Source organism: Paenibacillus sp. fava2, assembly GCF_058313675.1.
This window is the reverse complement of sequence record NZ_CM177755.1, coordinates 6,382,540-6,406,089: the sequence shown is the minus strand read 5'-3', so window position 1 is coordinate 6,406,089 and position 23,550 is coordinate 6,382,540. Positions and strand designations below refer to the sequence as shown.

Annotated in this window: 25 protein-coding genes; 17 read left to right on the top strand and 8 right to left on the bottom strand. The window is 51.0% G+C overall.

The window, feature by feature from the left end; all coding sequences use genetic code 11:
• The first annotated feature begins 53 nt into the window (after positions 1–53).
• Positions 54–1,679: an ABC-F family ATP-binding cassette domain-containing protein gene (locus AC4G46_RS28230; RefSeq protein ID WP_491125594.1), complete on the top strand. Its 1,626-nt coding sequence runs from the start codon at positions 54–56 to the stop codon at positions 1,677–1,679.
• 114 nt (positions 1,680–1,793) lie between these two features.
• Here the strand turns inward: AC4G46_RS28230 and AC4G46_RS28225 are convergent, their stop codons facing one another.
• Positions 1,794–1,979, bottom strand: coding sequence for a hypothetical protein (locus AC4G46_RS28225; RefSeq protein ID WP_068729748.1), 186 nt, complete (start codon positions 1,977–1,979; stop codon positions 1,794–1,796).
• A gap of 185 nt (positions 1,980–2,164) precedes the next feature.
• Here AC4G46_RS28225 and AC4G46_RS28220 point away from each other — a divergent pair, with 185 nt between their 5' ends.
• The gene (locus AC4G46_RS28220) at positions 2,165–3,007 is read left to right on the top strand and encodes a cation diffusion facilitator family transporter (protein ID WP_491128998.1); all 843 of its coding nucleotides are present in this window, start codon (positions 2,165–2,167) and stop codon (positions 3,005–3,007) included.
• Between the two features lie 188 nt (positions 3,008–3,195).
• Positions 3,196–4,260 carry a C40 family peptidase gene (locus AC4G46_RS28215; RefSeq protein ID WP_491125593.1) on the top strand — a complete coding sequence of 355 codons (1,065 nt, stop codon included), beginning with the start codon at positions 3,196–3,198 and terminating at the stop codon, positions 4,258–4,260.
• A 219-nt stretch (positions 4,261–4,479) separates the two neighbouring features.
• Here AC4G46_RS28215 and AC4G46_RS28210 read toward each other — a convergent pair whose 3' ends face one another.
• Together AC4G46_RS28210 and AC4G46_RS28205 are read right to left on the bottom strand one after the other, a co-directional pair.
• The gene (locus AC4G46_RS28210) at positions 4,480–4,857 is read right to left on the bottom strand and encodes a hypothetical protein (RefSeq protein WP_068729754.1); all 378 of its coding nucleotides are present in this window, start codon (positions 4,855–4,857) and stop codon (positions 4,480–4,482) included.
• A 286-nt stretch (positions 4,858–5,143) separates the two neighbouring features.
• On the bottom strand, positions 5,144–5,311 hold the full coding sequence (locus AC4G46_RS28205) for a DUF1328 domain-containing protein (protein WP_042180844.1): 168 nt from the start codon (positions 5,309–5,311) through the stop codon (positions 5,144–5,146).
• Positions 5,312–5,497: 186 nt separating this feature from the next.
• On the opposite strand from AC4G46_RS28205, the gene AC4G46_RS28200 reads away from it, so the two are divergent.
• The 10 genes from AC4G46_RS28200 (at position 5,498) to AC4G46_RS28155 (ending at position 16,421) form a co-directional block, all read left to right on the top strand.
• Positions 5,498–6,004, top strand: coding sequence for a DUF948 domain-containing protein (locus AC4G46_RS28200; protein ID WP_491125592.1), 507 nt, complete (start codon positions 5,498–5,500; stop codon positions 6,002–6,004).
• A 62-nt stretch (positions 6,005–6,066) separates the two neighbouring features.
• A complete protein-coding gene (locus AC4G46_RS28195; protein ID WP_491125591.1) occupies positions 6,067–6,600 on the top strand; it encodes a hypothetical protein in 534 nt (177 codons plus the stop codon).
• A 96-nt stretch (positions 6,601–6,696) separates the two neighbouring features.
• Complete coding sequence (locus tag AC4G46_RS28190; RefSeq protein WP_491125590.1) at positions 6,697–7,044, top strand: YflT domain-containing protein; 348 nt, start codon at positions 6,697–6,699, stop codon at positions 7,042–7,044.
• A gap of 223 nt (positions 7,045–7,267) precedes the next feature.
• Entirely contained in the window at positions 7,268–8,437 is a 1,170-nt protein-coding gene (locus AC4G46_RS28185) for a SpoIIE family protein phosphatase (protein WP_491125589.1), read from the top strand.
• A complete protein-coding gene (locus tag AC4G46_RS28180) occupies positions 8,437–12,105 on the top strand; it encodes a response regulator (RefSeq protein ID WP_491125588.1) in 3,669 nt (1,222 codons plus the stop codon). The genes AC4G46_RS28185 and AC4G46_RS28180 overlap by 1 nt, the downstream gene beginning before the upstream one ends.
• Positions 12,106–12,189: 84 nt before the next feature.
• Positions 12,190–13,059: a CheR family methyltransferase gene (locus AC4G46_RS28175; RefSeq protein WP_090719640.1), complete on the top strand. Its 870-nt coding sequence runs from the start codon at positions 12,190–12,192 to the stop codon at positions 13,057–13,059.
• A 17-nt stretch (positions 13,060–13,076) separates the two neighbouring features.
• The gene (locus AC4G46_RS28170; RefSeq protein WP_491125587.1) at positions 13,077–14,741 is read left to right on the top strand and encodes a response regulator; all 1,665 of its coding nucleotides are present in this window, start codon (positions 13,077–13,079) and stop codon (positions 14,739–14,741) included.
• A gap of 103 nt (positions 14,742–14,844) precedes the next feature.
• The gene (locus AC4G46_RS28165) at positions 14,845–15,183 is read left to right on the top strand and encodes an STAS domain-containing protein (protein ID WP_042200066.1); all 339 of its coding nucleotides are present in this window, start codon (positions 14,845–14,847) and stop codon (positions 15,181–15,183) included.
• Positions 15,184–15,201: 18 nt separating this feature from the next.
• Complete coding sequence (gene rsbW / locus AC4G46_RS28160) at positions 15,202–15,654, top strand: anti-sigma B factor RsbW (protein WP_068729769.1); 453 nt, start codon at positions 15,202–15,204, stop codon at positions 15,652–15,654.
• On the top strand, positions 15,651–16,421 hold the full coding sequence (locus AC4G46_RS28155; protein ID WP_068729771.1) for a sigma-70 family RNA polymerase sigma factor: 771 nt from the start codon (positions 15,651–15,653) through the stop codon (positions 16,419–16,421). The genes rsbW and AC4G46_RS28155 overlap by 4 nt, the downstream gene beginning before the upstream one ends.
• Positions 16,422–16,577: 156 nt before the next feature.
• On the opposite strand, the gene AC4G46_RS28150 is transcribed toward AC4G46_RS28155, so the two are convergent.
• A complete protein-coding gene (locus AC4G46_RS28150; RefSeq protein ID WP_090719634.1) occupies positions 16,578–16,910 on the bottom strand; it encodes a DUF5665 domain-containing protein in 333 nt (110 codons plus the stop codon).
• Between the two features lie 147 nt (positions 16,911–17,057).
• Positions 17,058–17,594 (bottom strand): YtxH domain-containing protein, encoded by a 537-nt coding sequence (locus AC4G46_RS28145; RefSeq protein ID WP_491125586.1) that lies wholly within the window; start codon positions 17,592–17,594, stop codon positions 17,058–17,060.
• Positions 17,595–18,067: 473 nt separating this feature from the next.
• Here AC4G46_RS28145 and AC4G46_RS28140 point away from each other — a divergent pair, with 473 nt between their 5' ends.
• Positions 18,068–18,787, top strand: coding sequence for a pirin family protein (locus AC4G46_RS28140; protein WP_491125585.1), 720 nt, complete (start codon positions 18,068–18,070; stop codon positions 18,785–18,787).
• Between the two features lie 128 nt (positions 18,788–18,915).
• On the opposite strand, the gene AC4G46_RS28135 is transcribed toward AC4G46_RS28140, so the two are convergent.
• Complete coding sequence (locus tag AC4G46_RS28135; protein ID WP_068729779.1) at positions 18,916–19,140, bottom strand: DUF1128 domain-containing protein; 225 nt, start codon at positions 19,138–19,140, stop codon at positions 18,916–18,918.
• Positions 19,141–19,334: 194 nt separating this feature from the next.
• Between AC4G46_RS28135 and yyaC the strand changes: the two genes are divergently transcribed.
• Together yyaC and AC4G46_RS28125 are read left to right on the top strand one after the other, a co-directional pair.
• A complete protein-coding gene (gene yyaC / locus AC4G46_RS28130; protein ID WP_491125584.1) occupies positions 19,335–19,862 on the top strand; it encodes a spore protease YyaC in 528 nt (175 codons plus the stop codon).
• Positions 19,863–19,937: 75 nt separating this feature from the next.
• Positions 19,938–20,726 carry an alpha/beta fold hydrolase gene (locus AC4G46_RS28125; RefSeq protein WP_491125583.1) on the top strand — a complete coding sequence of 263 codons (789 nt, stop codon included), beginning with the start codon at positions 19,938–19,940 and terminating at the stop codon, positions 20,724–20,726.
• Between the two features lie 81 nt (positions 20,727–20,807).
• Here AC4G46_RS28125 and AC4G46_RS28120 read toward each other — a convergent pair whose 3' ends face one another.
• Together AC4G46_RS28120 and AC4G46_RS28115 are read right to left on the bottom strand one after the other, a co-directional pair.
• Complete coding sequence (locus AC4G46_RS28120; RefSeq protein WP_491125582.1) at positions 20,808–22,121, bottom strand: MFS transporter; 1,314 nt, start codon at positions 22,119–22,121, stop codon at positions 20,808–20,810.
• Positions 22,118–22,618, bottom strand: coding sequence for an ArsR/SmtB family transcription factor (locus AC4G46_RS28115; protein ID WP_491125581.1), 501 nt, complete (start codon positions 22,616–22,618; stop codon positions 22,118–22,120). Before AC4G46_RS28115 ends, AC4G46_RS28120 begins: the two co-directional genes overlap by 4 nt.
• Before the next feature lie 255 nt (positions 22,619–22,873).
• Between AC4G46_RS28115 and AC4G46_RS28110 the strand changes: the two genes are divergently transcribed.
• The gene (locus AC4G46_RS28110; RefSeq protein ID WP_491125580.1) at positions 22,874–23,545 is read left to right on the top strand and encodes a DUF6483 family protein; all 672 of its coding nucleotides are present in this window, start codon (positions 22,874–22,876) and stop codon (positions 23,543–23,545) included.
• The last annotated feature ends 5 nt before the right edge of the window (positions 23,546–23,550 follow it).

The following is a 23,550-nucleotide window of genomic DNA, read 5'->3' as shown; positions in this document are numbered from 1 at the left end:
GAATTTATGCTATAATGAGCCGAAACCCAAAGTGAAAAGGATGGTAATGCTTAATGATTAGCACAAGCGGCGTAACACTCCGCTACGGAAAACGCGCACTTTTTGAAGACGTAAACATAAAATTCACACCAGGAAACTGCTACGGCCTGATCGGGGCGAACGGTGCCGGTAAATCTACTTTTCTAAAAATCCTGTCCGGCGAGATTGAAGCCAATATCGGGGATGTACACATTACTCCGGGCGAACGCCTGGCAATCCTGAAGCAGAACCATTTTGAGTACGATGAATACCCGGTTCTGGAGACAGTCATCATGGGTCATACCCGCCTCTATGAGATTATGAAGGAAAAGGATGCACTCTATGCCAAGAGCGACTTCACCGAAGCCGACGGCCTGCGTGCAGGTGAGCTTGAAGGTGAATTTGCCGAGCTGAACGGCTGGGACGCCGAGCCGGATGCAGCAGCTATGCTGATCGGTCTGGGCATTATGCGTGAAATGCACGACAAAAAGATGGCCGAACTCAGCGGCAATGAGAAGGTCCGGGTACTCTTGGCCCAGGCTCTGTTCGGCCGTCCGAACAACCTGCTGCTGGATGAGCCTACCAACCACTTGGATCTTGAATCCATCGGCTGGCTGGAGAACTTCCTCATGGATTATGAAGGTACTGTTATCGTGGTATCCCATGACCGTCACTTCCTGAACAAGGTCTGCACGCATATTGCGGATATCGATTTCGGCAAAATTCAGATGTACGTTGGCAACTATGACTTCTGGTATGAGTCCAGCCAGCTGGCCCAGACCCTGCAGCGTGATGCCAACAAGAAGAAGGAAGACAAGATCAAGGAGCTGCAGGCGTTCATTCAGCGCTTCTCGGCCAATGCTTCCAAATCCAAGCAGGCGACTTCCCGTAAGAAGCAGCTCGAGAAGATTACACTGGATGACATCCGTCCTTCCAACCGTAAATATCCGTTCCTCAACTTTAAGCCGGAGCGTGAAGCCGGTAAGCAGCTGCTTACCGTCACAGGTCTGAGCAAGACTGTTGAAGGCGAGAAGATGCTGGATGAATTCAGTATTGTAGTGAACAAAGGCGACAAGATTGCTTTTGTAGGTCCGCATTCCCAGCCGAAATCATTGCTGTTTGATATCCTGATGGGCGAGAAGGAAGCCGACAGCGGTGAGTTCTCATGGGGTGTAACCACAACCCAGGCTTATTTCCCGAAAGACAACTCCAGCTATTTCGACGGTGTCAATCTGAACCTTGTGGAATGGCTGCGCCAGTACTCCAAGGATCAGGACGAAACCTTCCTGCGCGGGTTCCTGGGCCGGATGCTGTTTGCCGGTGAGGAAGCGCTGAAGAAGGCGAGCGTGCTATCCGGGGGTGAGAAGGTCCGCTGTATGCTGGCCAAAATGATGCTGAACGGCGCGAACGTGCTCGTATTCGATGAGCCTACGAACCACTTGGATCTGGAATCGATCACTGCACTGAATAACGGACTGATTGATTTTGACGGCACGATTCTCTTTACTTCCCATGACCATCAGTTCATCCAGACCATTGCCAACCGGATTATTGAGATTACACCGACGGGCGTTATTGACCGCTCCATGAGCTATGATGAATACCTGGAGAACCCGGAAATTAAGGAACTGCGCCAGCGCATGTATCCTGTTGAAGCATAATAGAATAAATATAATGAACGGTTCATGTTCATAACACAACGGCTGCGTCATCCCTTGAGGATGACGCAGCCGTTTATGTTACCTTATTAAGTTATACCCCAAGGACCTAAAGTCCTAGGAACCGCCGGTGCGGCGGCGCTGATTGTTAGGCTTTTTGTTGTTCTGGCTTTTCAGCGGCTTGGCTGAGCCGGCCTGAAACGACGACCCCGGTTTGTTGCTGTTCTGCTGTTTCTTCTGCTCCAGCTTCTGGCGGATGGCATCGGCCAGATTAATCTTCGGCTTTTCGGTATTTTCGCTCATTATGTTACCCCCTTATGAAGCAAGTCCTATTCCTCATTTTAATTGTTTTTAAATGCCGCCACAAGGGCAAGAATAATTCAAGAAATCAATTGCCGGAGCGGGTCCGGGACAAAAAATGAAACAATAGGGAGTGTCAGCCGGTGGCCGATATTTATGAGGATATACGTAAAGGAGAACGTGGGGCGATGGTCAGTATTGCCGCCTATCTGGTTCTGTCCGCTTTTAAGCTGGTCAGCGGCTATTTATTCGGCTCCAGCGCCCTGCTGGCAGACGGTTTCAACAACCTGACGGATATAGTAGCTTCTGCTGCAGTGCTGATCGGGCTGCGGATTTCCCGTAAGCCGCCCGACTCCGATCATCCGTACGGGCATTTCCGGGCCGAGACTGTTGCCGCCCTGCTGGCATCTTTTATTATGGCGATGGTAGGCATACAGGTTATCGTTGAAGCTGTGCGTTCGCTGTTTGAAGGAGCCCGGGAGGTTCCCGATCTATGGTCGGCAGGTGTGGCTGTGGTGTGTTCAGCGGCGATGATGGGGGTATATATTTATAACAAGAGATTAGCCATGCGGATTAATAACAGCGCCCTGATGGCCGCGGCCAAAGATAATTTCTCGGATGCCATGGTCAGTATCGGGGCGGCGGCAGGGATTATCGGCGCGCAGTTCGGCCTGCCGTGGATTGATTCTGCTGCCGCAGTGGCTGTGGGCCTGCTTATCTTAAAGACAGCCTGGGATATTTTCCGCGATGCCACGTACCGGCTGACTGACGGTTTTGAAGAGGCCAGACTGCTGGATCTGCGCAGTACCATTGCCCGGACTCCGGGAGTGGAAGGGATTAAAGATATCAAAGCCCGCGTCCATGGAAATCATGTGCTGGTCGATGTAGTCGTAGAGGTTGACGCCGCCATCAGCGTGACAGAAGGCCACCTGATCAGCGATTCGATCGAGGAGCGCATGAGCAGCAGACATAACACTATGAATGTGCAGGTTCATGTTGAGCCTAAAAAGGACTCCCGGACTCCTAATTAGCTGTAATTTCCACCAAATCCAAGGAGAAATCAAGACTATAGACCCGGTGCTTACCATAACTTGGCAAGTGTTTTTGTGAAAATAGAAGCATGTTCCAATTCCCGCCTGCCCCTATAATGAGGGCAGAAAGCAACAATCGTAGCGCGCGCCGTTGTTGAATTCTCATCATGCATAAGCGGGGGAACGCTATGATCAGATCACATAAACAGCTAACAGCGTCGTTATTGGTCTCGGCATCAATTGCATTATCGTGGGGAGTGTTCAGCCCTCAGCAGGCATTCGCCGCACAGGCGGCTTCATCTGTTACAGCTTCTGCTTCGCTGACAGGCGTTATTCAATCTTCGGTTCGTCTGCGCACCAGCCCTTCTACAAGCGGCAGTGTGATTAAATATTTGAGCAAAGGCGATCAGGTAGTTATTCTTGAAGAAACCAACAGCTACTGGTACAAAGTCAGAACCGCCTCAGGCGAGGTAGGATACACAAGCTCGGGCGACCAGTACATCAGTGTTGCTTCCGCTCCTGCGGTAACACCTGCAGTACAGACGGCCATTATTCAGGCCACTGTCCGGCTCCGTGAAACCCCTTCGACCAGCGGGGAAGTGCTCGGCTATCTGTATGAAGGCGATCCGGTAGTTATCCTGGAGAAGACCAACAGCTACTGGTACAGAGTACAGACTGTAAGCGGCACTGTCGGCTATACCAGCTCAGCCGATCAGTATATTAAACTGGACGGGGCAGCGCCGGCACCAGCACCAACGTCAACGCCAGCACCAACGCCAGCACCAACGCCAACACCGGCTCCTCCGGCACAGTCAGCTGTCATTGATAGTGTCATTGAGGTAGGCATGAAGTATCTGGGGACCCCATATGAATTCGGCTCCAGCAGAAGCAATACAAGTACCTTTGACTGCTCGGATTTTATCCGGCAGATGTTCAAGGATGCCCTTAATTTAACTTTGCCTGCCGATTCCCGGCAGCAGGGCACCTGGGTGCGGGAGAACAGCACAGCGGTTACCGATATTTCCAGCCTCAAACGGGGCGATCTGATGTTCTTTATGGATTATAAGGGAAGCTCGGCTTCAGCTTATGCCGGAAAGGACAGATTTGGGGAACGGATAACTCATGTAGCTATGTATTTGGGAGACGGAAAAATTCTGCATACGTATTCCGTATCTTCCGGCGGTGTGAGAGTGGACAATCTAAGCGCTTCATGGACGAACCGCTTCCTTTACGGAGGCTCGGTAATCCGCTAATTATAAATAAAGAAATGTATGAGGAAGCGGCAGCAGTACAGTGTTTGTGACGGGTGAACTAGGGCAGTTACGGTGGGCTATCTCTTTGGAGGAAATTCTTCTGAAGAGGTAGCCCTTTTTTTGTGTTATCTTAAAAAAGCAAGACAGCAGCCGTAAGACTTGGAAGTCTCAGGCTGCTGTCTATGCCCGGGTAGGGGCATAAGCCGGATCCCGGCTGTATTATGGAGTAATTACATAGGCTGAAGCAGGAACCTTGATCCATGCTTTGCCGAGCCAGGTGTAAACCTCTCTCCATTCATTGCCCCAGGCATCGGTCGTCACAGCACCGGTTGTATCAATAGTCTGTGCGCTGAGCCAGCCGGCCGGAGTCACGCTGGAAGTGGAGAAATGGAAAGGAGTTGCTTTTGTCAAAATAATCATTGGAGTCGCCGGTTTAATATCTGCCGGAGTAATTACAGTTTCGAATTGTTCACTGTAAGTGCTTGCAGTAACTGTAGTGGACGGATCTGCAGTGCCGGTAACTTCTGCCGCTGAAGCCGATGCTGCCATGGTTGCCATGAGACCTGCTGCTACTGCGAAACTGGCTAATTTTTTCATCTGTGATTCCTCCTAGTGTGGTTTTGGGTTAGCGGTTTTTTCCAAGTTTGTACTGTGCTAATATGCATGTAAACAAAAAGGGGAGGCAGTGAACCAGCCGCCAAAAAAAACTTTAAATTTACATAAAGGAGGGGGAAGGCCTATACTTTCTGCTGTCTGAATAGGATATAGGAACAGCCGAGATAATCCGTACATAAAAGAACCCGGAGCTCCTCGCTTGGAGACTCCGGGCCTGCAGCATTACTATATTTGCAAGTTCATGGCTGAACATTCCGTTTGAATAGGATTACATTGACCTTCCGCGCTGTCCGGTAAAGAGGGAGACAATGAACAGAATCAGGAAGATGAAGAATAAGACTTTGGCTATGCCGACTGCAGCTCCTACAATATTAAAGAATCCGAATACACCGGCGATGAGTGCAATTACCAGCAGAATTACCGACCATTTCAACATGTGAAGTCATCCTTTCTGTCAGGTGGTGTAGTCAATGTTTAAACGGGTTCCCCCGCGCTGAAACATCACGGTCCCTTCTGGTCTTTAAGATTCTTGACAGGTTGTTTCGGGCTAATAACGTCAGGGTAACTATGCAGTAATAAGGCAGTGCAAGCCGACACTTATGACTTGGAAGGGGTTTTGAGAATGATCATTGAACTTAGCGTAGCATTAGTTGCTGTCGCCTTCGCCGTACTCGTTTTCTTTTTAATTAAAACGCTGAAGTCAGCAAAGGAATCCCTCGACAAAGTCAGCCAGACTCTGCAGGAAGTGCAGAAGACTGTAGATGAGCTTACCTATGAGATTAAGACAACCGTCCGGCATGCCAATGACATTACCGCAGATGTGCAGGGCAAGATTCAGAAGATTGATCCGATTGTGGACTCCGTTAAAAATCTTGGTGATGTTATGAATGAACTGACCCTGACCGTTAAGCAGGTGTCCGTTACCGTGATAGAGAAATACCGCAAATCCCGTGAGCTGAAGCAGAAGGCGGGAGCTGTCTCTATAGACGAAAAACCCCTGACGCCGGCAGAAGAGCGCACGGTGAAGTCCTATGACGCCGCATACGACAAAAAAGCTCCGGGTAAAATAGCAATGGCGCTGAAAGGTGTAGATACTGCAGCTGCGATCTGGCAAAAATTCCGGCACTAAACCCAAGGAAACAAAGTCCCATTACACAGCACCGGCGCACATTATGAAAGGCGGGACGTCTTATGAACGTCATCATTCTTTTGTTTAGTCTGCTTTCCTCTTATGTCACTCCCTCTGAGCAGAGGGAGCAGGCGCCAGCCAGCTTTTTCGCAGTGCAGCCCCAGGCCGTCCTTGCATTTGAACACAGTCTGGGAATGAACACTTATATCAGCAGCTTCGAATCATTGGCTGGTGCAGCCTTGTATGCGCCGGAGGAAGAGCTGCTGCTTAGCAAGGGTACGCCGTTGAATATTACGTCTGACCCGTGGCAGGAATGTCTGGAGTACCAGTATGCCGATATGTCAGCCGGTATATGCGGCGGCATCGTTACCTATATTCATGTCTCCCCGGCCCAGGCCGGATTACACGGACTGAAGCTGAATGAGGTAACACTGGACCCGGCGGATAACAATGTGCGTGAGCTGCTGGGAAAACCGGATTTTATCGCTGATGACGGCGACGTGTATATAAGAGGAAATGAGGCGCTCAAGATTTACCGCAATCCGGTGACCGGTGAATGGGAAGGAATTGATTTATTTGATGCCAGTGCTTCATGAGGTGTTTCATAGGCTTCAGATGAGGTTAATAGAAGTACAGTTGTCTTTTCGGGGACAAATTTAACCTTACAATCTAAGCTTAAGGAGCGTGATCTCATGGGTTCAATCGGTGCACAGTCGTATGCCAAGCTTTTGGAGAACGGTATTCAGGCGATAGAAGAAGTGAACCGTCTGCGGGGCAGCGGGTACTCCAGGGATAACATTTATGTTATCAGTCATGATCAGGACCGTGAGAACCGCATAGCTGATGCGGCGAACACAAATGAGGTCGGCTTAGGCGAAGAAGGATTGTTTGGCGCTATTGCCAATCTTTTCCGTTCGCGCGGGGATGCTCTGCGTTCCAAAATTACGTCCCTTGGCTTCAGCCCTGCTGAAGCGGGCTTCTATGAGAAAGAACTGGATGCGGGTAAAGTTCTGGTCATTGCCAAGAAATATCCGCAATAAACTGCTTCTTCCGGCGTGCCGGAACTATAGCACAATAGCGTAACCTCCATTTCCACTATTGATAGTGGAAATGGAGGTTACTTTGTTGAATACGGAAACAATCTCATCCTTATCTGCCAAATTATTGTATTGTGGAAAGAGACTGTTTAATTATCGTATGATAAAAGGATGGAATACAAGGGATGATTACGGAGCTAACATTATTCATGCGAGGTGAAGATGCTTGAAAATATTAATTGTTGACGACAATCCGACCAACGTAATTATAATCCGTGAAATCCTGAAAAAGGAGGATTACCGGAATTTTATAACCGCATCATCTGCAAAAGAAATGCTGAAGATTCTGGGGATCGGCTCCGGAAATGATACCCAGAGGCCGCGCCCGTCGGATGTGGATCTTATTCTGCTTGATATGATGATGCCGGAGATGGACGGAATTGAGGCCTGCCGTGTAGTTCAGCAATATGAACATCTGCGTGATATTCCAATTATCATGGTCACTGCCGTGGGAGATTCGAAGAAGCTGGCCGAAGCCCTCGATGCAGGGGCGGGTGATTATGTTACGAAACCGATAAACAAAGTCGAACTGATGGCCCGCATCCGTCTGGCGCTGCGTCTGAAGCGGGAGAAGGACTGGCATAAGGAGCGGGATCAGCGCATACAGGACGAGCTGAAGCTGGCCGCCTTGGTTCAGAATGCCGTGCTTAGCCTGCCAATCAAGGAAGAGGACTTTGAAGTGCATGCCATTTATCAGCCCTCCTTTGAGCTGGCCGGCGACCTGTATGCCTGGTTTCCGCTGGGAGACGGCAGATATGCCGTGATTTTGCTTGATATGATGGGCCACGGAATCTCCTCGTCGCTGTTCTGTATGTTCCTGGCTTCCGTGCTGAAGGATACGGTGACTACCTATGTGGAACCGGAAAAGGTAATCCAGGAGCTGAACCGCCGTTTCAATCAGCTGTATATTGAGAAGCAGCTGGTCCAGTATTATTTTACGGCCATCTATCTGGTTATTGATAGCCGGATGAAGCGGATCGACTACGTGAACGCCGGGCATCCGCCGGGACTCTTCTTTGAAGGAGGGGCCAAGGAGCCGGTTCTTCTCGAAAGCAACTGCCACCCGGTAGGCTTGTTCGACCGGATTGACATTCAGCCGCAGAGCCTCAGCTTTGAAGAAGAGGGGCATCTGGTGCTGTATACGGACGGGCTGCTCGAAATGGCCGAGGGTGATCAGGAGGATCAGCTGAAATTTATGACCGGACATTTGAACGGAGGACATGAATGGCGTGAGGAAGCGATGCGCGAAGCATTTTTTATAGACGAATCCGATCTGGAGCGCGATGACGATAAATGCCTGGTATGGATTACGCTGGGGAAAGGAACTGAACAGTAATGAAAATTAAAGCCAAGCTGCTGATCGGCTTCAGTGCGATGCTGGCCATAATGCTGGCGTTAACAATGATTGGCTATGATCGGCTTAATTATATGAGCAGCCAGCTGGACAGCTTTCAGGAGAGATATGACAAGGGGCGCGCTTCCTCCGGGCTGCGCGGCGAAGTCAATGATATGGCCCGCATCCTGACTACGGCGATGCTGAATGCGGATGTAGAGACCATAGAGCTCCAGAAGACGGAGCTTGAGAATAAGATGGTCAAAGCGGAGGGGCATCTAAAAACCATTGAAGCCTCCCTTATCACTGCTGATGAAATGGAGATGCTGAGCCGGATAGAGAGTGCATATACCGCCTATCTGAATTATCAGAATAAAGCTGTCGGGATGCTCGAAGCCGGTTATTTCCAGAATGCTAATGCATATCGGAACTCGGAGGGGCAGGATATACAGAATGAAGTGCTTAACAGCCTGAATTCACTTTCAGACTATAATGCCACCCGGATGACGCAAGAGAATGCTTCAGCCCAGGCTGCTTATGAGCGATCCATTCAGATGGTATCCTTGATTATGGCTGTCGGGCTCCTGCTCGGGGTGGGTGTTATTCTGTGGGTGATTCCGAGCATCTCGCGCGGCCTTAACGTTGTCTCCATGATGATTACCAGCTTTGGCAGCGGTAAGATGCGGGCGATCCGCAGGATAAAGGTTAAATCAAAGGATGAGATTGGCGATGTAGCCCGGGTCTTCCAGCAGATGGCTGAGGACATCGAGCAGAAGCAGCAGCTTGAAAAGGCATATACCCAGGCGCAGAGCGATCAGGCCTGGCTGAGCGGCAATATCGCCCGTGTGACGGAGCTGCTGCGCGGTGTCAGTTCACTGGACCAGGTATCACAGACCTTCGTCAGCGAGTTCACTCCCGTGCTTGGTGCACAATACGGGGCTCTTTATCTGAAAGATCTTCATAACCCTAACCGGCTTCTGGCAAGCGCCTTTTATGCCGGTGATGCCGAGGATGGCCTCAAGGAGTATTTTGACCTCGGCCAAGGCCTTGTCGGGCAGTGTGCAATAGATAAGAAGCCTATCAGACTTGAGAGGGCGCCTGATGATTATATTACTGTGTCCTCCGGATTCGGGGATGCGCATCCGGACCATATCTATATTTATCCTGTAATGTTTGAAGATGAGGTGCTCGGTGTACTTGAGTTTGCTTCCTTTACACCATCTACTGTATTGCAGAATGAGCTGCTTCACCAGCTGGCTAATAATCTCGGCATTATTCTTAATAATATTAACCGCAGAATGACGGTTGAAGAGCTGCTGCGGGAGTCCCAGGCATTGACAGAGGAATTGCAATGCCAGTCGGAGGAGCTGCAGACCCAGCAGGAGGAGCTTCGCCGTTCCAATGAGAACCTGGAGGAGCAGACGGATGCGCTCAAACGCTCCGAGGAACTGCTGCAGCGGCAGCAGGGCGAGCTTGAGCATTTCAATACGGAGCTGGTTGCCAAAACCCGCGCTCTTGAGGAGCAGGTCCAGGAGGTCGAGGAGAAAAAGGACGAAATCGAGCATGCCCGCCTCCAGCTGGAGAAGCAGGCTATGCAGCTTGCCGTTACCGGCAAATACAAATCGGAGTTCCTGGCCAATATGTCGCATGAGCTCCGGACTCCGCTGAACAGCTTACTTATCCTCTCCCAGCTGCTTACAGAGAATAAAGAGGGCAATCTTACGGAGAAGCAGGTAGAATTCGCCCAAACGATTTATATGTCCGGTGCCGATCTGCTGAAGATGATTGATGAAATACTCGATCTGTCCAAGGTGGATGCCGGAAAGATGGAGCTGAGCTATGAGGATATTCCGCTTACTGAGCTCAAGACATTCGTAAAACAGAACTTTGCGCCGCAGGCGACCAAGAAGGGTCTGGCGCTGCGCTTGTCCTTTGAAGAGCCGCTGCCGGACAGTCTGTATACAGACAGCCACCGGCTCAAGCAGATTCTGCGCAATCTGCTGTCAAATGCCTTCAAGTTCACAAGCGAAGGCTTTGTGGAATTCGCGGTAAGCCGTGCCGTTCCAGGCACTCTGCCTGCGTTCCTGCCGGAGGAGTTCGAATATGTGGCCATTGCAGTCAAGGACAGCGGCATCGGGATTCCGTCAGACAAGACGGAAATTGTATTCGAGGCGTTCCAGCAGGTGGACGGCACGACCAGCCGGAAATACGGCGGGACAGGCCTGGGGCTGTCGATCAGCCGTGAGCTGGCCCGTCTGATGGGCGGAGCCATCGGGCTGGAATCACGGGAAGGACAAGGCAGCGTATTTACCCTCTATCTGCCTGTAAAAGGCCATTACAGCCTGCTTCCGGGAGCCGTGGAAGCGGCGGCGGCCCACGAAGCAGCCACCCTGGCTGAATATGTGGATGAGCTGCTTCCGGCCGGACCAAGTGAGGCGGTCCCTGCACCGCTCAACCCGGTTGTTGTAGAAGATGACCGTGAGGGGCTTAAGGCGGAAGATAAAGTCATTCTGATTGTTGAGGATGACGAGAGCTTCGCCAAGATTCTGCTCGGCATGGCCCGCGGCCGCGGCTTCAAAGGCCTGGTTGCCCTGCAGGGTGACACCGGCCTGCAGATGGCCAAGTCCTATCTGCCGGACGCTGTTATTCTCGACATCCAGCTGCCTGTTATTGACGGGTGGTCTATCCTGAGAGAGCTTAAGAGTGCCTCGCAGACACGCCACATTCCGGTGCATGTCATATCTGTCAATGATGAGGTGAAGCAGGGGCTGATGATGGGGGCAATGGCCTATTTAAGAAAGCCTTCCTCCAGACAGGCGCTGGAGAGAGCCTTCTCGCAGATTGAGAATTATACATCAAGCACTCTGAAGCATCTCCTGATCGTTGAGGATGATGAAATCCAGCGGCGTTCCATCATGGAGCTGATTGGCCATGACGATGTAGCCATTACAGCAGTGTCAACCGGACAGGAAGCACTCAGCGAGCTGCGCAAGCAGCGGTATGACTGTATGGTGCTTGACCTTATGCTGGGTGATATGACCGGCTTTGAGCTGCTGGATCAGATCCGTGATGATGAGGAGCTTAATGATCTGCCAATCATTATCTATACGGGCAAGGATCTGGACAGCAAGGAAGAGACCCGGCTGCGTAAATATGCCGAATCCATTATCATCAAGGATGTCCGCTCGCCGGAGCGGCTGCTTGACGAAACAACTCTGTTTCTGCACCGTGTGGAGGCCAATCTGCCGGAGGATAAGCGTAAAATTCTGCAGAAGCTGCACAATAAGGAGGAGCTCTTTGACGGCAAGAAGATACTGCTCGTAGATGACGACATCCGTAACGTCTTTGCCCTCTCCAGTGTCCTGGAAGGATATCATATGGAAGTGAAATTTGCCGAAAATGGCCGGGAGGCACTGGATATGCTTGTCGAGCATAATGATTTCGATCTGGTGCTGATGGATATGATGATGCCGGAAATGGACGGGTATGAGGCAATGCGGCGGATCCGCGAGATGCCGCAATATCAGAAGCTGCCGATTATTGCGCTCACCGCCAAAGCAATGAAAGAGGACCGGGCCAAGTGTATTGAAGCCGGAGCCTCTGATTATATGAAGAAGCCGATCAGCACAGATCAGCTTCTCTCCCTAATGCGTGTATGGCTGTATTCGTAAGCCGGAAATTGGGGTAATAGCATTACAGCACGAATAAATTAACAGTCCGGAAATACGGAAGTATGCAAGGGAGCAGAGATAACGATGACAGCCATGGAACGGGGATATGATGAGCAGGCCGATAATGCGGGAAGCAGACAGGAGCTGGAGCAGATCGAAATTGAGCTGCTGCTCAGCGGAGTACACCGCTTATACGGTTATGATTTCAGAAACTATGCGCTGCCTTCCCTGAAGCGGCGCATCTGGCATCATGTCCATGCCGAGAATGTACCTACCATATCTGCGCTGCAGGAGAAGGTCCTGCATGACCGTGCCTGCTTTGAACGTTTTGTATACAGCCTTTCTATCCCTGTGACGGAAATGTTCCGTGATCCGGGCCTCTTCTTAACCTTCCGCCAAAAGGTCATCCCGCTGCTGCGGACTTACCCGTACATCAGAATCTGGCATGCCGGGTGCTCAACAGGTGAAGAAGTGTATTCAATGGCGATCCTGCTGCATGAGGAGGGACTGTATGATAAGGCGCGTATCTATGCAACGGATATGAACGCCCGTTCTCTGCAGCAGGCCAAAGAAGGGGTATATGAAATTGGCAGAATGAAGCAGTACACCAAGAATTACATGGAGGCGGGCGGTACACGCGCGTTTTCCGAATACTATACTGCGAAATATAACTCAGTGATCCTGCAGCCGTTTTTGCGCAAAAACATCATTTTTGCCGAGCATAATCTGGCAACTGACACTTCCTTTAACGAGTTTAATGTCATTTTTTGCCGCAATGTGATGATCTATTTCAACGATGAGCTTCGTGATCACGTGCATGGTTTATTTTATGAGAGCCTCAGCCGTTTCGGTGTGCTGGTGCTCGGATCCAAGGAATCTATTCATTTCACCAGGTTTAGCGATGGCTACGAGCCCCTGGATAGAGTGGAAAAAATATACCGTAAGAATCAATAGCGGGATAGGAGGGGCCTATGGGGGTTCAAGAACCGGTTCATATACTGCTTGTTGACGACCGTCCTGAGAATCTGCTGGCGCTGGAAGCAGTGCTTGAAAGCCAGCATTATAAGCTTGTCAAAGCAAATTCCGGAGAAGAAGCGCTGCGGAGTTTATTAAGATATGAGTTCGCTGTTATTGTTCTGGACGTTCAGATGCCGGGCATGGATGGTATTGAAACCGCCAAATTAATCAAGGCCAGGGAAAAGACCAAGGACATCCCAATTATCTTTATTTCGGCAAACAGCAAAGAGGCCGAGCATCTGTTTGCCGGATATTCCGCCGGTGCCATTGATTATATGGTCAAACCCTTCATCCCGCAGATTCTCAAGTCCAAAATTGAAGGCTTCGTTCACATGCATCTGGCGAACAAAAAACACCAGATGCAGTCCATGCTTCTGCAGCAGAAAACGCAGGAGCTGGAGAAAATTAACGGTGAGCTGGTCAAGGCCAAGGAAGCGGCGGAAATTGCGGCTAATGCCAAAACAGAATTCCTGGCGATGATGAGTCACGAAATCCGTACGCCGATGAACGGTGTTGTAGGCATGATTGACCTGCTGATGGAGACAGACCTGGCTCCTGAACAGAAGGAATATACAGAAATTATCCGCAAGAGTGCCGATACACTTATCACAGTAATCAATGATATTCTGGACTTTACCAAGATGGAGTCAGGAAAAATGGAGATGGAAGAGCAGCTGTTCGAGCTCCAGGGAACGATCCAGGAGGTATTCAGCCTGTTCTCTGCCGAGGCGGGCAAGAAGAATCTGGAGCTGGCTTATTTTATCGACCAGAACCTGCCTAAGCTCATTTACGGGGATATGGCCCGGCTGCGTCAGGTGCTGATTAATCTGGTGGCCAATGCGGTGAAATTCACCAATCAGGGCGGTGTATATCTGGTTGCCTCCAGAACCGCTGATGCTGAGGGCAAGCTGATGGTGGAGTTCACTGTCAAGGATACCGGCATCGGCATCTCCCCGGATAAATGCGACCGGCTGTTCCAGCCGTTCTCCCAGCTTGATTCTTCCATGACCCGGAAGTATGGAGGCACAGGCCTGGGTCTTGCGATCTGCAAATCCCTTGTAGAGATGATGGGCGGAGAGATCCGCGTAGAATCCATGGAGGAGAAGGGAGCAACCTTTGTCTTCACCATTCAGGCTGCCATGCCTGAGGATGAGCTGGCCAGAGGCTGCGAAATTGAGGAGCCGGACGGTGTGGTTAGCCAGGCACGGATGCACCATAAGGCGCTTGTAGTAGATGATCACCCGATCAATCAGCGTCTGATGGTCAGCATGCTTGAGAAGCTGGGCTATAGTGCCGATGTTGCCGAGGATGGAAGCCAGGCGGTCGAGCTCGCTGCCAAAAACGGTTATGAATTTATTTTTATGGATCTGCAGATGCCGGTGATGGACGGTCTTACAGCAACTTCTACAATCCGCTCCGGCAGCAGCCGCTCTTCAGAAAAAGCTGTTATCATTGCCATGACGGCGAATGTCATGGAGGGCATCCAGACCCGCTGTAAGGCTGCAGGCATGGACGGATACGTAAGCAAGCCGCTCAAGCTGAGCAGCATCAAACAAATCATCAGCCGCTATGAGCCTCATGAGAGCCCGAGAATTGAACGCAATGCCTCCCTCTCTTAATGGACATCCAGGAATTACCTCATGCAGATTGTCCGTTTTTTGTTTCAACACTATGCCTTTAGGGTTATTGGTAAAGAAAACATTTAATCAGGAGAGATTGTCTATGAATACACATAAAAGCGAAAAGTTCCATGCAAAAACCGAAACTGAAGGCAATGTATGTACGGTTTATCTGATTGGAGAACTCGATTTGTCAGTGGCTCCTGATTTCCGTCTGGTGATGGAGCCGCTTGTGGGAGATACGGGACTGGACCTTGTCATTAATTTGAAGGATCTGAAATACATCGACAGCACAGGCATCGGTATTTTGCTCTCGATTCTCAAGGCAAGACACGGAATGGATGTTAAATTTACGGTTGAGGAAGTTCCGCCGCAGATTCAGAAGCTGTTTGATATGACTGGTATTTCCAAGTTTTTTGCCCCCCAAGAGAACTCCCACTAGGAAAGGATCGAAATAAGGATGAGTGATGACGTGCAAAAAGTAGTTCTTCAGTTACCCGCCAGCGCAGAATATGTCGATATTGTGAGACTGAATTTATATGGAATAGCCTCGAAAATGGGCTTCACTTATGAAGATATTGAAGATATGAAGGTAGCCGTTTCGGAAGCCTGTAATAACTCCGTTTTGTATGCTTACGGACAGGAAGACGGGCTTGTGGATGTCATTTTTGAAGTAGGAGCAAGCACCTTATCCATCACGGTCAAAGATGAGGGGGAGAGCTTTGACGGAATGGATAGTCCTGAACCGCGCATGACGCTGCATGACAAAGAGCTGAATGACGTTGAGGTAGGAGGACTTGGATTTTATCTGATGCAGGCACTCATGGATGATGTTAGCGTAGTGAGTGAAGCAGGAAGAGGGACTGTCGTTACCCTGACCAAACGGCTTAATTTTAGCGAGGAGAAAGTATGAACGACAAAGTGACTCCCCCAGAGTCCATGAATGATGCGGTAAGTCTGATCTGGGAATACCAGCAGACCAAAGACAACGAAATTGCCACCCTTCTGATCCGTAAATATGAACCCATGGTCAAGATGGCTGCCGGCAAAATTGCCCGGAACCGTCCTGACTTATACGAAGATCTGTATCAGGTAGGACAGATGGCGCTCATTAGGCTGCTTCAGCAATATGACATCAGTCTGGGAATTCCCTTTGAGCCGTATGCGATGAAAAGCATGATTGGCCATATGAAGAATTTCCTGCGGGATAAGTCCTGGTACATACAGGTTCCTAGACGGATCAAAGAGAAGGGGGCTCTCGTCCAGCAGGCCATTGATGAGCTAACCATCAGGCTTGAGCGTTCACCGGCTGTAGAGGAAATTGCCCAATATCTTGATCTTACTGTAGAAGAAACAGTGGAAGTGCTGGCCGGAAGGGAATGTTACCACTACGTGTCGCTTGATTCGCCGCTCTCGCAGGAGGAGACCGGAGCTACGCTCGGCGAGCTGATCAGCTCTGATGCCAACGATTATGAAACTGTCGAAAAGCGTATGGATCTCCAGCAGGCGCTCGGCCAGCTCAAGGAACAGGAGCAGCAGGTATTGCTGCTGGCTTTCCAGGACGGCCAATCCCAGCGGGCCATTGCCCAGAAGCTGGGCGTCTCGCAGATGAGTGTCTCGCGGATTCAAAAGCGGGCCACAGAGAAGCTGAAACAAATCATGGCGAATTCTTCGTATTGACCCCGCCGGTATTCATTATAATCAAAAACAGGACATGCCTGTTCTCCGGAACAAGGAATGTCCTGTTTTTTTGTTTTAATCCTGTCATCTATACGCTTACCCCGCCTGCTGCCCGTGTTATACACAGGCGGCAGGCGGAGTAAGCGGAGTTGGACATCAGCTGTTTGCATCAATATAGGTTTTGATCTCGCCGAGATATTCACCAATAACCGGAACATCAAGGAACAGGCTGAGAATGTAGCCGAGCAGACCTAGAATAACGAAGGTACCCAGTGAAAGTCCGAGCCCGCGGGATATGCCAGCCATCAGGTTGGTAATAATCCGTTTTTTGGGGTCTGTATAGTTTTCAAGGATATCCTTGAATTCCGATTTCTCCAGTGAATCCGCAATTTTGTCTAATCTGGCATTAAGGCGCTTGACTTCATGCCGCAGTTCAAAGGGGTGTTCGTCAACCTCGTACGTTTTGGTCTTGCTGCCCGCATCTCCCATAAGGTCTCCCCGCTTTCTTTAGCCATATTAGGCTTTAATTCAGTGCAGCTTCTGTCTTGTTAGAAGAAGCTGCACTCAGCATAGCAACAGCCAGCTGCAGTGAGCTGGCTGTTCTCCATTTTAGAATGAGCCGCAGGTCACAGCGTGTTAGTAAGAAGACTTGTAAGAGGATTTAACCTCTTCCTTGGCATCCTTAGCTTCAGCGGCGACCTCATTGGTTGCGTCCTTGGCCTTATCGGCAACCTCTTTGGAAGAAGCGGCAGCCTCATCAGTAACGTCTTCGGACGCCTTTTTGACATCGGAAGCTACATCGCTGGATGCTTCGGCGACAGTATCACCGATTTTTTTGCCGGTCTCCTGCAGGGTAGCGGCGATCTGCTGCTTGCTGTCGCTCACTGTGGTGAAGATGTCAGAGGCTTTGGCGGATACCGTGCTGGCCAGGTCTGTTGCCTTCTCTCCGACAGTAGTGGCAATACTTTTGGTCTTGTCTGTTACGACACCAGCAACTTCCTTCGTCTTGTCTGTGGCCAGTGTAAGCTTGTCGGACAGGTCACTGCGCATTTCACGGCCTGGCTTAGGTGCAAACAGCAGTGCAGCCGCCGCGCCCAGCAATCCTCCGATAAAAATACCTTTGAAAAATGTGTTTCCGCTCTCTACCGGATGTTCTGTTTCTGCTCTGTTCATCTTCAATCACTCCTTATAGATTATGGTATTCCAAAATCGGACAGCCTCTGGCCCGTCGCAGCAGGACTGCTATGGCCGCTGCCGTCAGTTGGAGTTCAGGAAAGCCTGAAGGTTCTTACTTCGTATATAAACGTGGGGATATGGGCTGAAACAGCAGGAAGGTTCAGGAAAGAATAGCCAATATTATAGCTCCGTCCGGGAATATACCAGGTTTAAGCTGGCAGAACGGTACTATGGGGCTGAATTTGAAAGGTCTGAGAAAGAAGCGGCAGGGGGAAGTACAGGGGCGGCGGAGAGAGGGACATCATAAAGAATTTGTCTGGAATAATATAGTAAATTAAGCTGATTGACAAGGACAGGTACAGGGTAAGAAATACATAATTAAGGCGCCTATTCATCCATATGAGCGGGGGCAAAACACCCCGTTTTTAAAGATTAAAAAGATTCTTAACATCTTTGGAGGTGCATAGATTATGATCAAAATTGTTACGTCTGCCGAGCGCCATACTTCGAATAGAGAATGGATCCACAGTGAATTCAGCTTTTCCTTTGCCGATTATGATGATCCCAGCAACGCGCACTTTGGTGTACTGCTCGCACACAACGACAATGAGCTGAAACCGGGACAGGGCATGGGGGAGCATCCGCATCATGACCTGGAGATTATTACTTATGTAATCTCAGGAGTGCTGAAGCACCAGGATGATCTCGGAAATCAGGCGGAGCTGCAGGCAGGAAGCGTGCAGGTGATGAGCGCAGGCACAGGAATTAACCATTCGGAGACTAATCCGTCGCCTGAAGACCATGTCCGCTTCCTGCAGATGTGGCTGCTGCCGGACCGTCCGGGGGTTACGCCGGCCTGGGATGCGAAGTTTTTCCCGCGCGAGCTGAAGATGAATACCCTGCTCCAGGTGGCCTCAGGGACAGATGCGGAAGGGGTACTGAAGCTGGGTGAGGATGCTTCGATTTATCTGTCGGTGCTCGAAACGAACAGGGAAGTGCAGCATTCCCAGCAGGAGGGCAGGCGCACACATCTTTATCTGATTGCCGGCAATCTGGAGGTAAGCTGCAGCGAAGGGACTTTTCAACTGCAGCCCGGTGATGCCGCGCGTATACGCAAAAGCTGTGATCTGACGCTGAAAGGAACAAGCAGCGAAGGGGATGCGGAGTTCATCCTGATTGACCTTCCATAATGCAGAAATGCGGAATGAAAATCCTGAACACTGAACGCTGCACAGATACAAGAACAGGAGCTCTCAGCCTTGTTGTCATCCGGAGAGGACGGCATCAGGCAGAGAGCTCCTGTTTCGTTTCAGGCCTGTTATTTATTCCGCAGGCGGCCAAGCTCGGAGACCAGGGCTTCTACCTGGGAGATGCTGAGCCGGTCACTGCCCATGGCTACCTCGTAAATATCAAGAATATCCTCATAGTGGTCTACCGAGAAAGCGGATGCCTGCATGGCTGCCGCGCTGGCCATTTTGAGCTTGCTCTTGATGCCCTCGATCATATATTCCACATTTTCCTGGCTGGGCTTTGATAAATCCATGGAGTGCAAACAGTCCTTTCTTAGTGAAATACCCTTGGTTTACCGGCCCGGTATACTAACTGCGCCGGTCGTTCCTTCTGATGTATTTTATCATGAGAGGGTAAAGAAACACCATTTTTTTGTCCAATTCCCCGGAAACATGTTAAATTAAAAGGAATAATCGGAGACATTCAGACTATAAGGAGGAGAGGACAGTGGCAATCAGGGAGCAGGAGAGCAGAAACCGGATCAAAATGGACGCCGGCCGGTTGGGCATTTTCTTCCGGGAGATTGCTGATCAGCATCCGCCTGAGCGCATCACCTTTTTGTGCATCGGGACAGACCGCTCTACAGGCGATTGCCTCGGCCCTCTGACCGGCAGCGGACTGCTGAAATACGGTTTTCCGCATGTGACCGGTACTTTACCGTCGCCCTGTGATGCGGATAATTTGGTCGCGCGGATTGCCGCGATTCCGGAGGGGCAGCTGGTCATAGCCATTGATGCCTGCCTGGGGCCGCCGGCTGCCTTAGGGTATTATTTCGCAGCCAGCGAACCGTTGCGCCCGGCCCAGTCGGTAGGCCTGTGCCTGCCTGAGGTGGGAAATTACAGTCTGGCCGCCATCGTCGGGGTGAACGGACCTTTTCCTTACCGGACACTGCAGACGACACCGCTATATCGGGTAATGCAGATGGCCGACCAAATTGCACTGGCTGCAGCAAAAGGTTTCAGGCTTGTTCCTTAAGGCGTTTCAAGATGAACCGTTCTGCTTAATAATGTAGAATAAGCCTTGCTATTACATAGAAAGAAGGAAGCTGTCATGGAAAATATCCGTTGTGAGGGAAGCAATATTTGTTACAGTGATCAAGGACAGGGCGAGGTTATTGTGCTGCTTCACGGCTTCTGCGGAAGCTCTGCGTATTTTGAGCAGGTCATTCCTTTTCTAAGCGGCAGCTACCGGGTAATTGCTCCGGATCTGCGCGGCCATGGCGCATCGGATGCTCCGCTCGGTGCATACAGCATCGATCGGATGGCTGATGATGTGCTGTCCCTGCTGAATCACCTGGAGATACCGGAAGTGTATCTGCTGGGCCATTCCATGGGCGGTTATGTCACATTATCCTTTGCCCAGCGTCATGCTTCCCGGCTGAAGGGATTCGGGCTGATTCACTCCACCGGTTATCCGGATGGCGAGGAGGCCCGTGAGAAGCGTCTGAAGAGCGTCAGCACGATCCAGAATGAAGGGATTACCGCATTTGTCGATGCCCTGGTGCCCGGATTATTCGCTCCGGGTGCAGCTTCCCAGCTGCTTGAACGGGCTAAGGAGATCGGTTACAAGACTCCGCCGCAGGGAGCAGCGGGTGCCCTGCTTGCGATGCGGGAACGTCCGGACCGCCGGGATGTCCTTTCGGCATCTGCCTTGCCGGTGCTGCTTGTAGCGGGGACGGAAGATGGTCTGGTACCGCCTGAACGGATTTTTACAACAGACAAGGCGAACGTAACCAAGGCGACCATTCCCGGTGCAGGACATATGAGTATGTATGAAGCGCCGGAGCGTCTGGCGGAGATTATTAAGGATTTTGTACAGATACCGGCAGCCGGGAAATAAGGGGCCGGTGAAATGATAGACCGGCAGCCCAAAGAGGCAGCCTCTGCTGACAAGCGGAGTGCTGCCTCTTTGGGCTGCGCATTACTGGAACCTGCGGATGGCAGGGAGACAGAGCACCGAGGCGGCACACAGGATGCCGAGACCGGAAAAGATAGTGATGGTAGGAAGGCCGCCGATCTGATCGGCCAGCCAGCCGACCAGAATGTAACCTACCGGCAGCAGGGCGAAGGAGCCGAGCAGATCCAGACTGGCCACACGTCCGAAAGCCTCCTGGGGAACAAGCTCCTGCAGGCTGATTTCCCATATCAGGCCAAAGATCATCAGCCCGAATCCTTCCACGGTGAACAGGGCAACTGCTGCAGCAGCATTCGGGATAAACGGCATCAGGAACAGGGCGAGGCAGCTCAGGATAACTCCACCGTAAGCCATGATGCCGCGGCGGGTCCAGTGCTGGCGCAGGCTGTACACCAGTCCGGCAACTATGGCTCCGGCACCGGAGCAGGTAACAGCAAGCCCGTATATATAAGGCGGCCATCCGTGGTATACCTTGAACAGCCAGGGAATCAGAATACTGGTCACTCCGGCAAAACAGATATTGAAGAACGAGAAGGTGATAATCGTGATCCAGAGCCACGGGTGACTGCGCAGCACGGCGATCCCTTCTTTGAAATCATCCTTCCAGTTCGGGGAGGCATGAGGTGCTCCCGCTTTAGATACCTCCTGAACTCCGTCAGAGTCCGCCAAAGACTTGCTCCGCAGGCCGGTCGTCAGTGCTCTGCGCAGGTAAACCAGGCAGAACAGGGAGAGGATGTAGGTAAAAGCATCGAGCCCGAACCCAATGCCAGCCGACAGATGAGTAATGAGCAGACCGCCGAGCGCAGGACCGATCAGGCGGACCGCCTGGGTGCTCATCTGTGTCAACGAATTGGCGGCAATCCGGATATCCGGTGTAAATACCGTCGCCTGGGTTGCAGAATAAGCAGGGCGGAACAAACCGTCAAGCATGCCATAGAGGCCCATAAACAGATAGAGCAGCGGAATGCTTAATGCACCGGTAAGCGAGAGCACTGCTATGGCGACCATAATGGCAAACCGGGCGATATCAGCCGATATCATAATTTTAACTCTGTCGTACCGGTCCACTATATGGCCTGATACAGGGAGCATAATCACATTTGGCAGCATATAAATGGCCATCACGAAGCCCATTGTCTTGGTCGAACCGGTCATGGAGTAGACGAGGACAGGCAGGATTACCATAGTTACCGAGCTGCCAAGAAAGGAAATAAGATTTCCGAGCCAGAGATAAGGGAACGTCTGCGATGCTGTAAACAACGAGGCGAATTTACGCAAAGGATTACGGCTTGCTGATTCTGTTGCTGCAGCCGGGTTCATTCAGAATCTCCTCCCGGTTCTGGCTCATAGTCTGAATGGGGCAGGCGCCCGATGACAAATTCTACGCCGTATTCATCCCCTTGGGTGAACCTTGACTCCCATGAGATGATCAGCTGGGTCAGTTCCTGCTGAAAATCACTGAGTTCAGCGGGGGATAAGGTCAGCCGGGTGATAAAATGCTCAATCCTGTCTTCTTGACGGAACTGGAAGCCGCTGAGATGTCCGGAGTGAAAAAAGGTTCCTTTAGACCGGTAAAATTTTTGGATAATTCCCCCGGCTGCTTCTGTGCGGACAATCTCGAGCAGTCCGCCTTCGAACAGCTTGACGATATGGTAATGAATATTCCCTGGTGTTTTCTGCAGCTTTTCGGCAACCTGCTTGGAGGTCAATGGTTCATCCGCCAATGCGTGCATAATTTTAATCCGCAGCGCACTTTCCAGCAGCTTATTCTGTTCTTCTGTCAGGGTTAGCCGGGAGGCTGTATTCGGTTCATTCATTTCTGTATGCACCCTCTTTAGTATTGGAATATAATCTGCATAACAGTATGATCTGGAATCCAGATCAATTAGCTGGACTTATTATATGAGATTCCTTGTGCCTCTGTCAATGATTTCCGGACAGCAGGTTCCGCTTCCGCTGTGCTGTTCAGTGGCGTACGGGGATAGAATGGTTTAAGATGATTTTTAAGGATGATTACCTGTACACTGCGGCTAATAATAACAGGGCGGATAGCCCGGGAGGAGTGTTGCCGGATGTTTCGGAGAGACTATATCGTACGGATGATTGAAGATATGACGGCCATGGTGGCCAAGGTGCTTACACTCAAGCAGGAAAAGAAGACAACGGAAGCTTTATGGGAAGTGGATGAGCTGCTTAACCGGCATTTCCGGCTGAATTCCCGTCTGCTGAATTCCTTATCTGCTGAAGATATTGTTGAAATGTTCCGGCTCGGCGGCATCATTGAGTCCGACAAGCTGCAGGGCGTGGCACGGCTGCTTAAGGAAGAAGGAGGCATCTACGCGGCTGCAGGCGATAAGGAGGCAGCCCTGTTCCGGTACATGCGCTCCCTGCATTTATTTCTGCGTGCGGATCTGCATGGCGCCGACCGGGAGCTGCTGAGTATGAACAGGGAGATGGAGGAGCTGCTGCAGGAAATCGAAGGTTACCAGCTACCCGTCAAAACTGAACGCCTGCTGCTCTCCTATCTGGAGTCGGCCGGCAGCTATGCCAAGGCGGAAGACAGCCTGTACCGGCTGTGGGAGCAGGGGGTGGATGTCGCTGCGGAAGGACACGGACTCTATGGGCGGCTGTTGCAGGAGTCTCCTGAAGCACTCGGGCTTGGCGGCCTGCCGCTGGAGGAAGCGCAGCAGGGGCTGGCCGAGTGGGAGAGAATTACTGCTGCAGCGAAGCAGGAGCAGCGCTAATATCC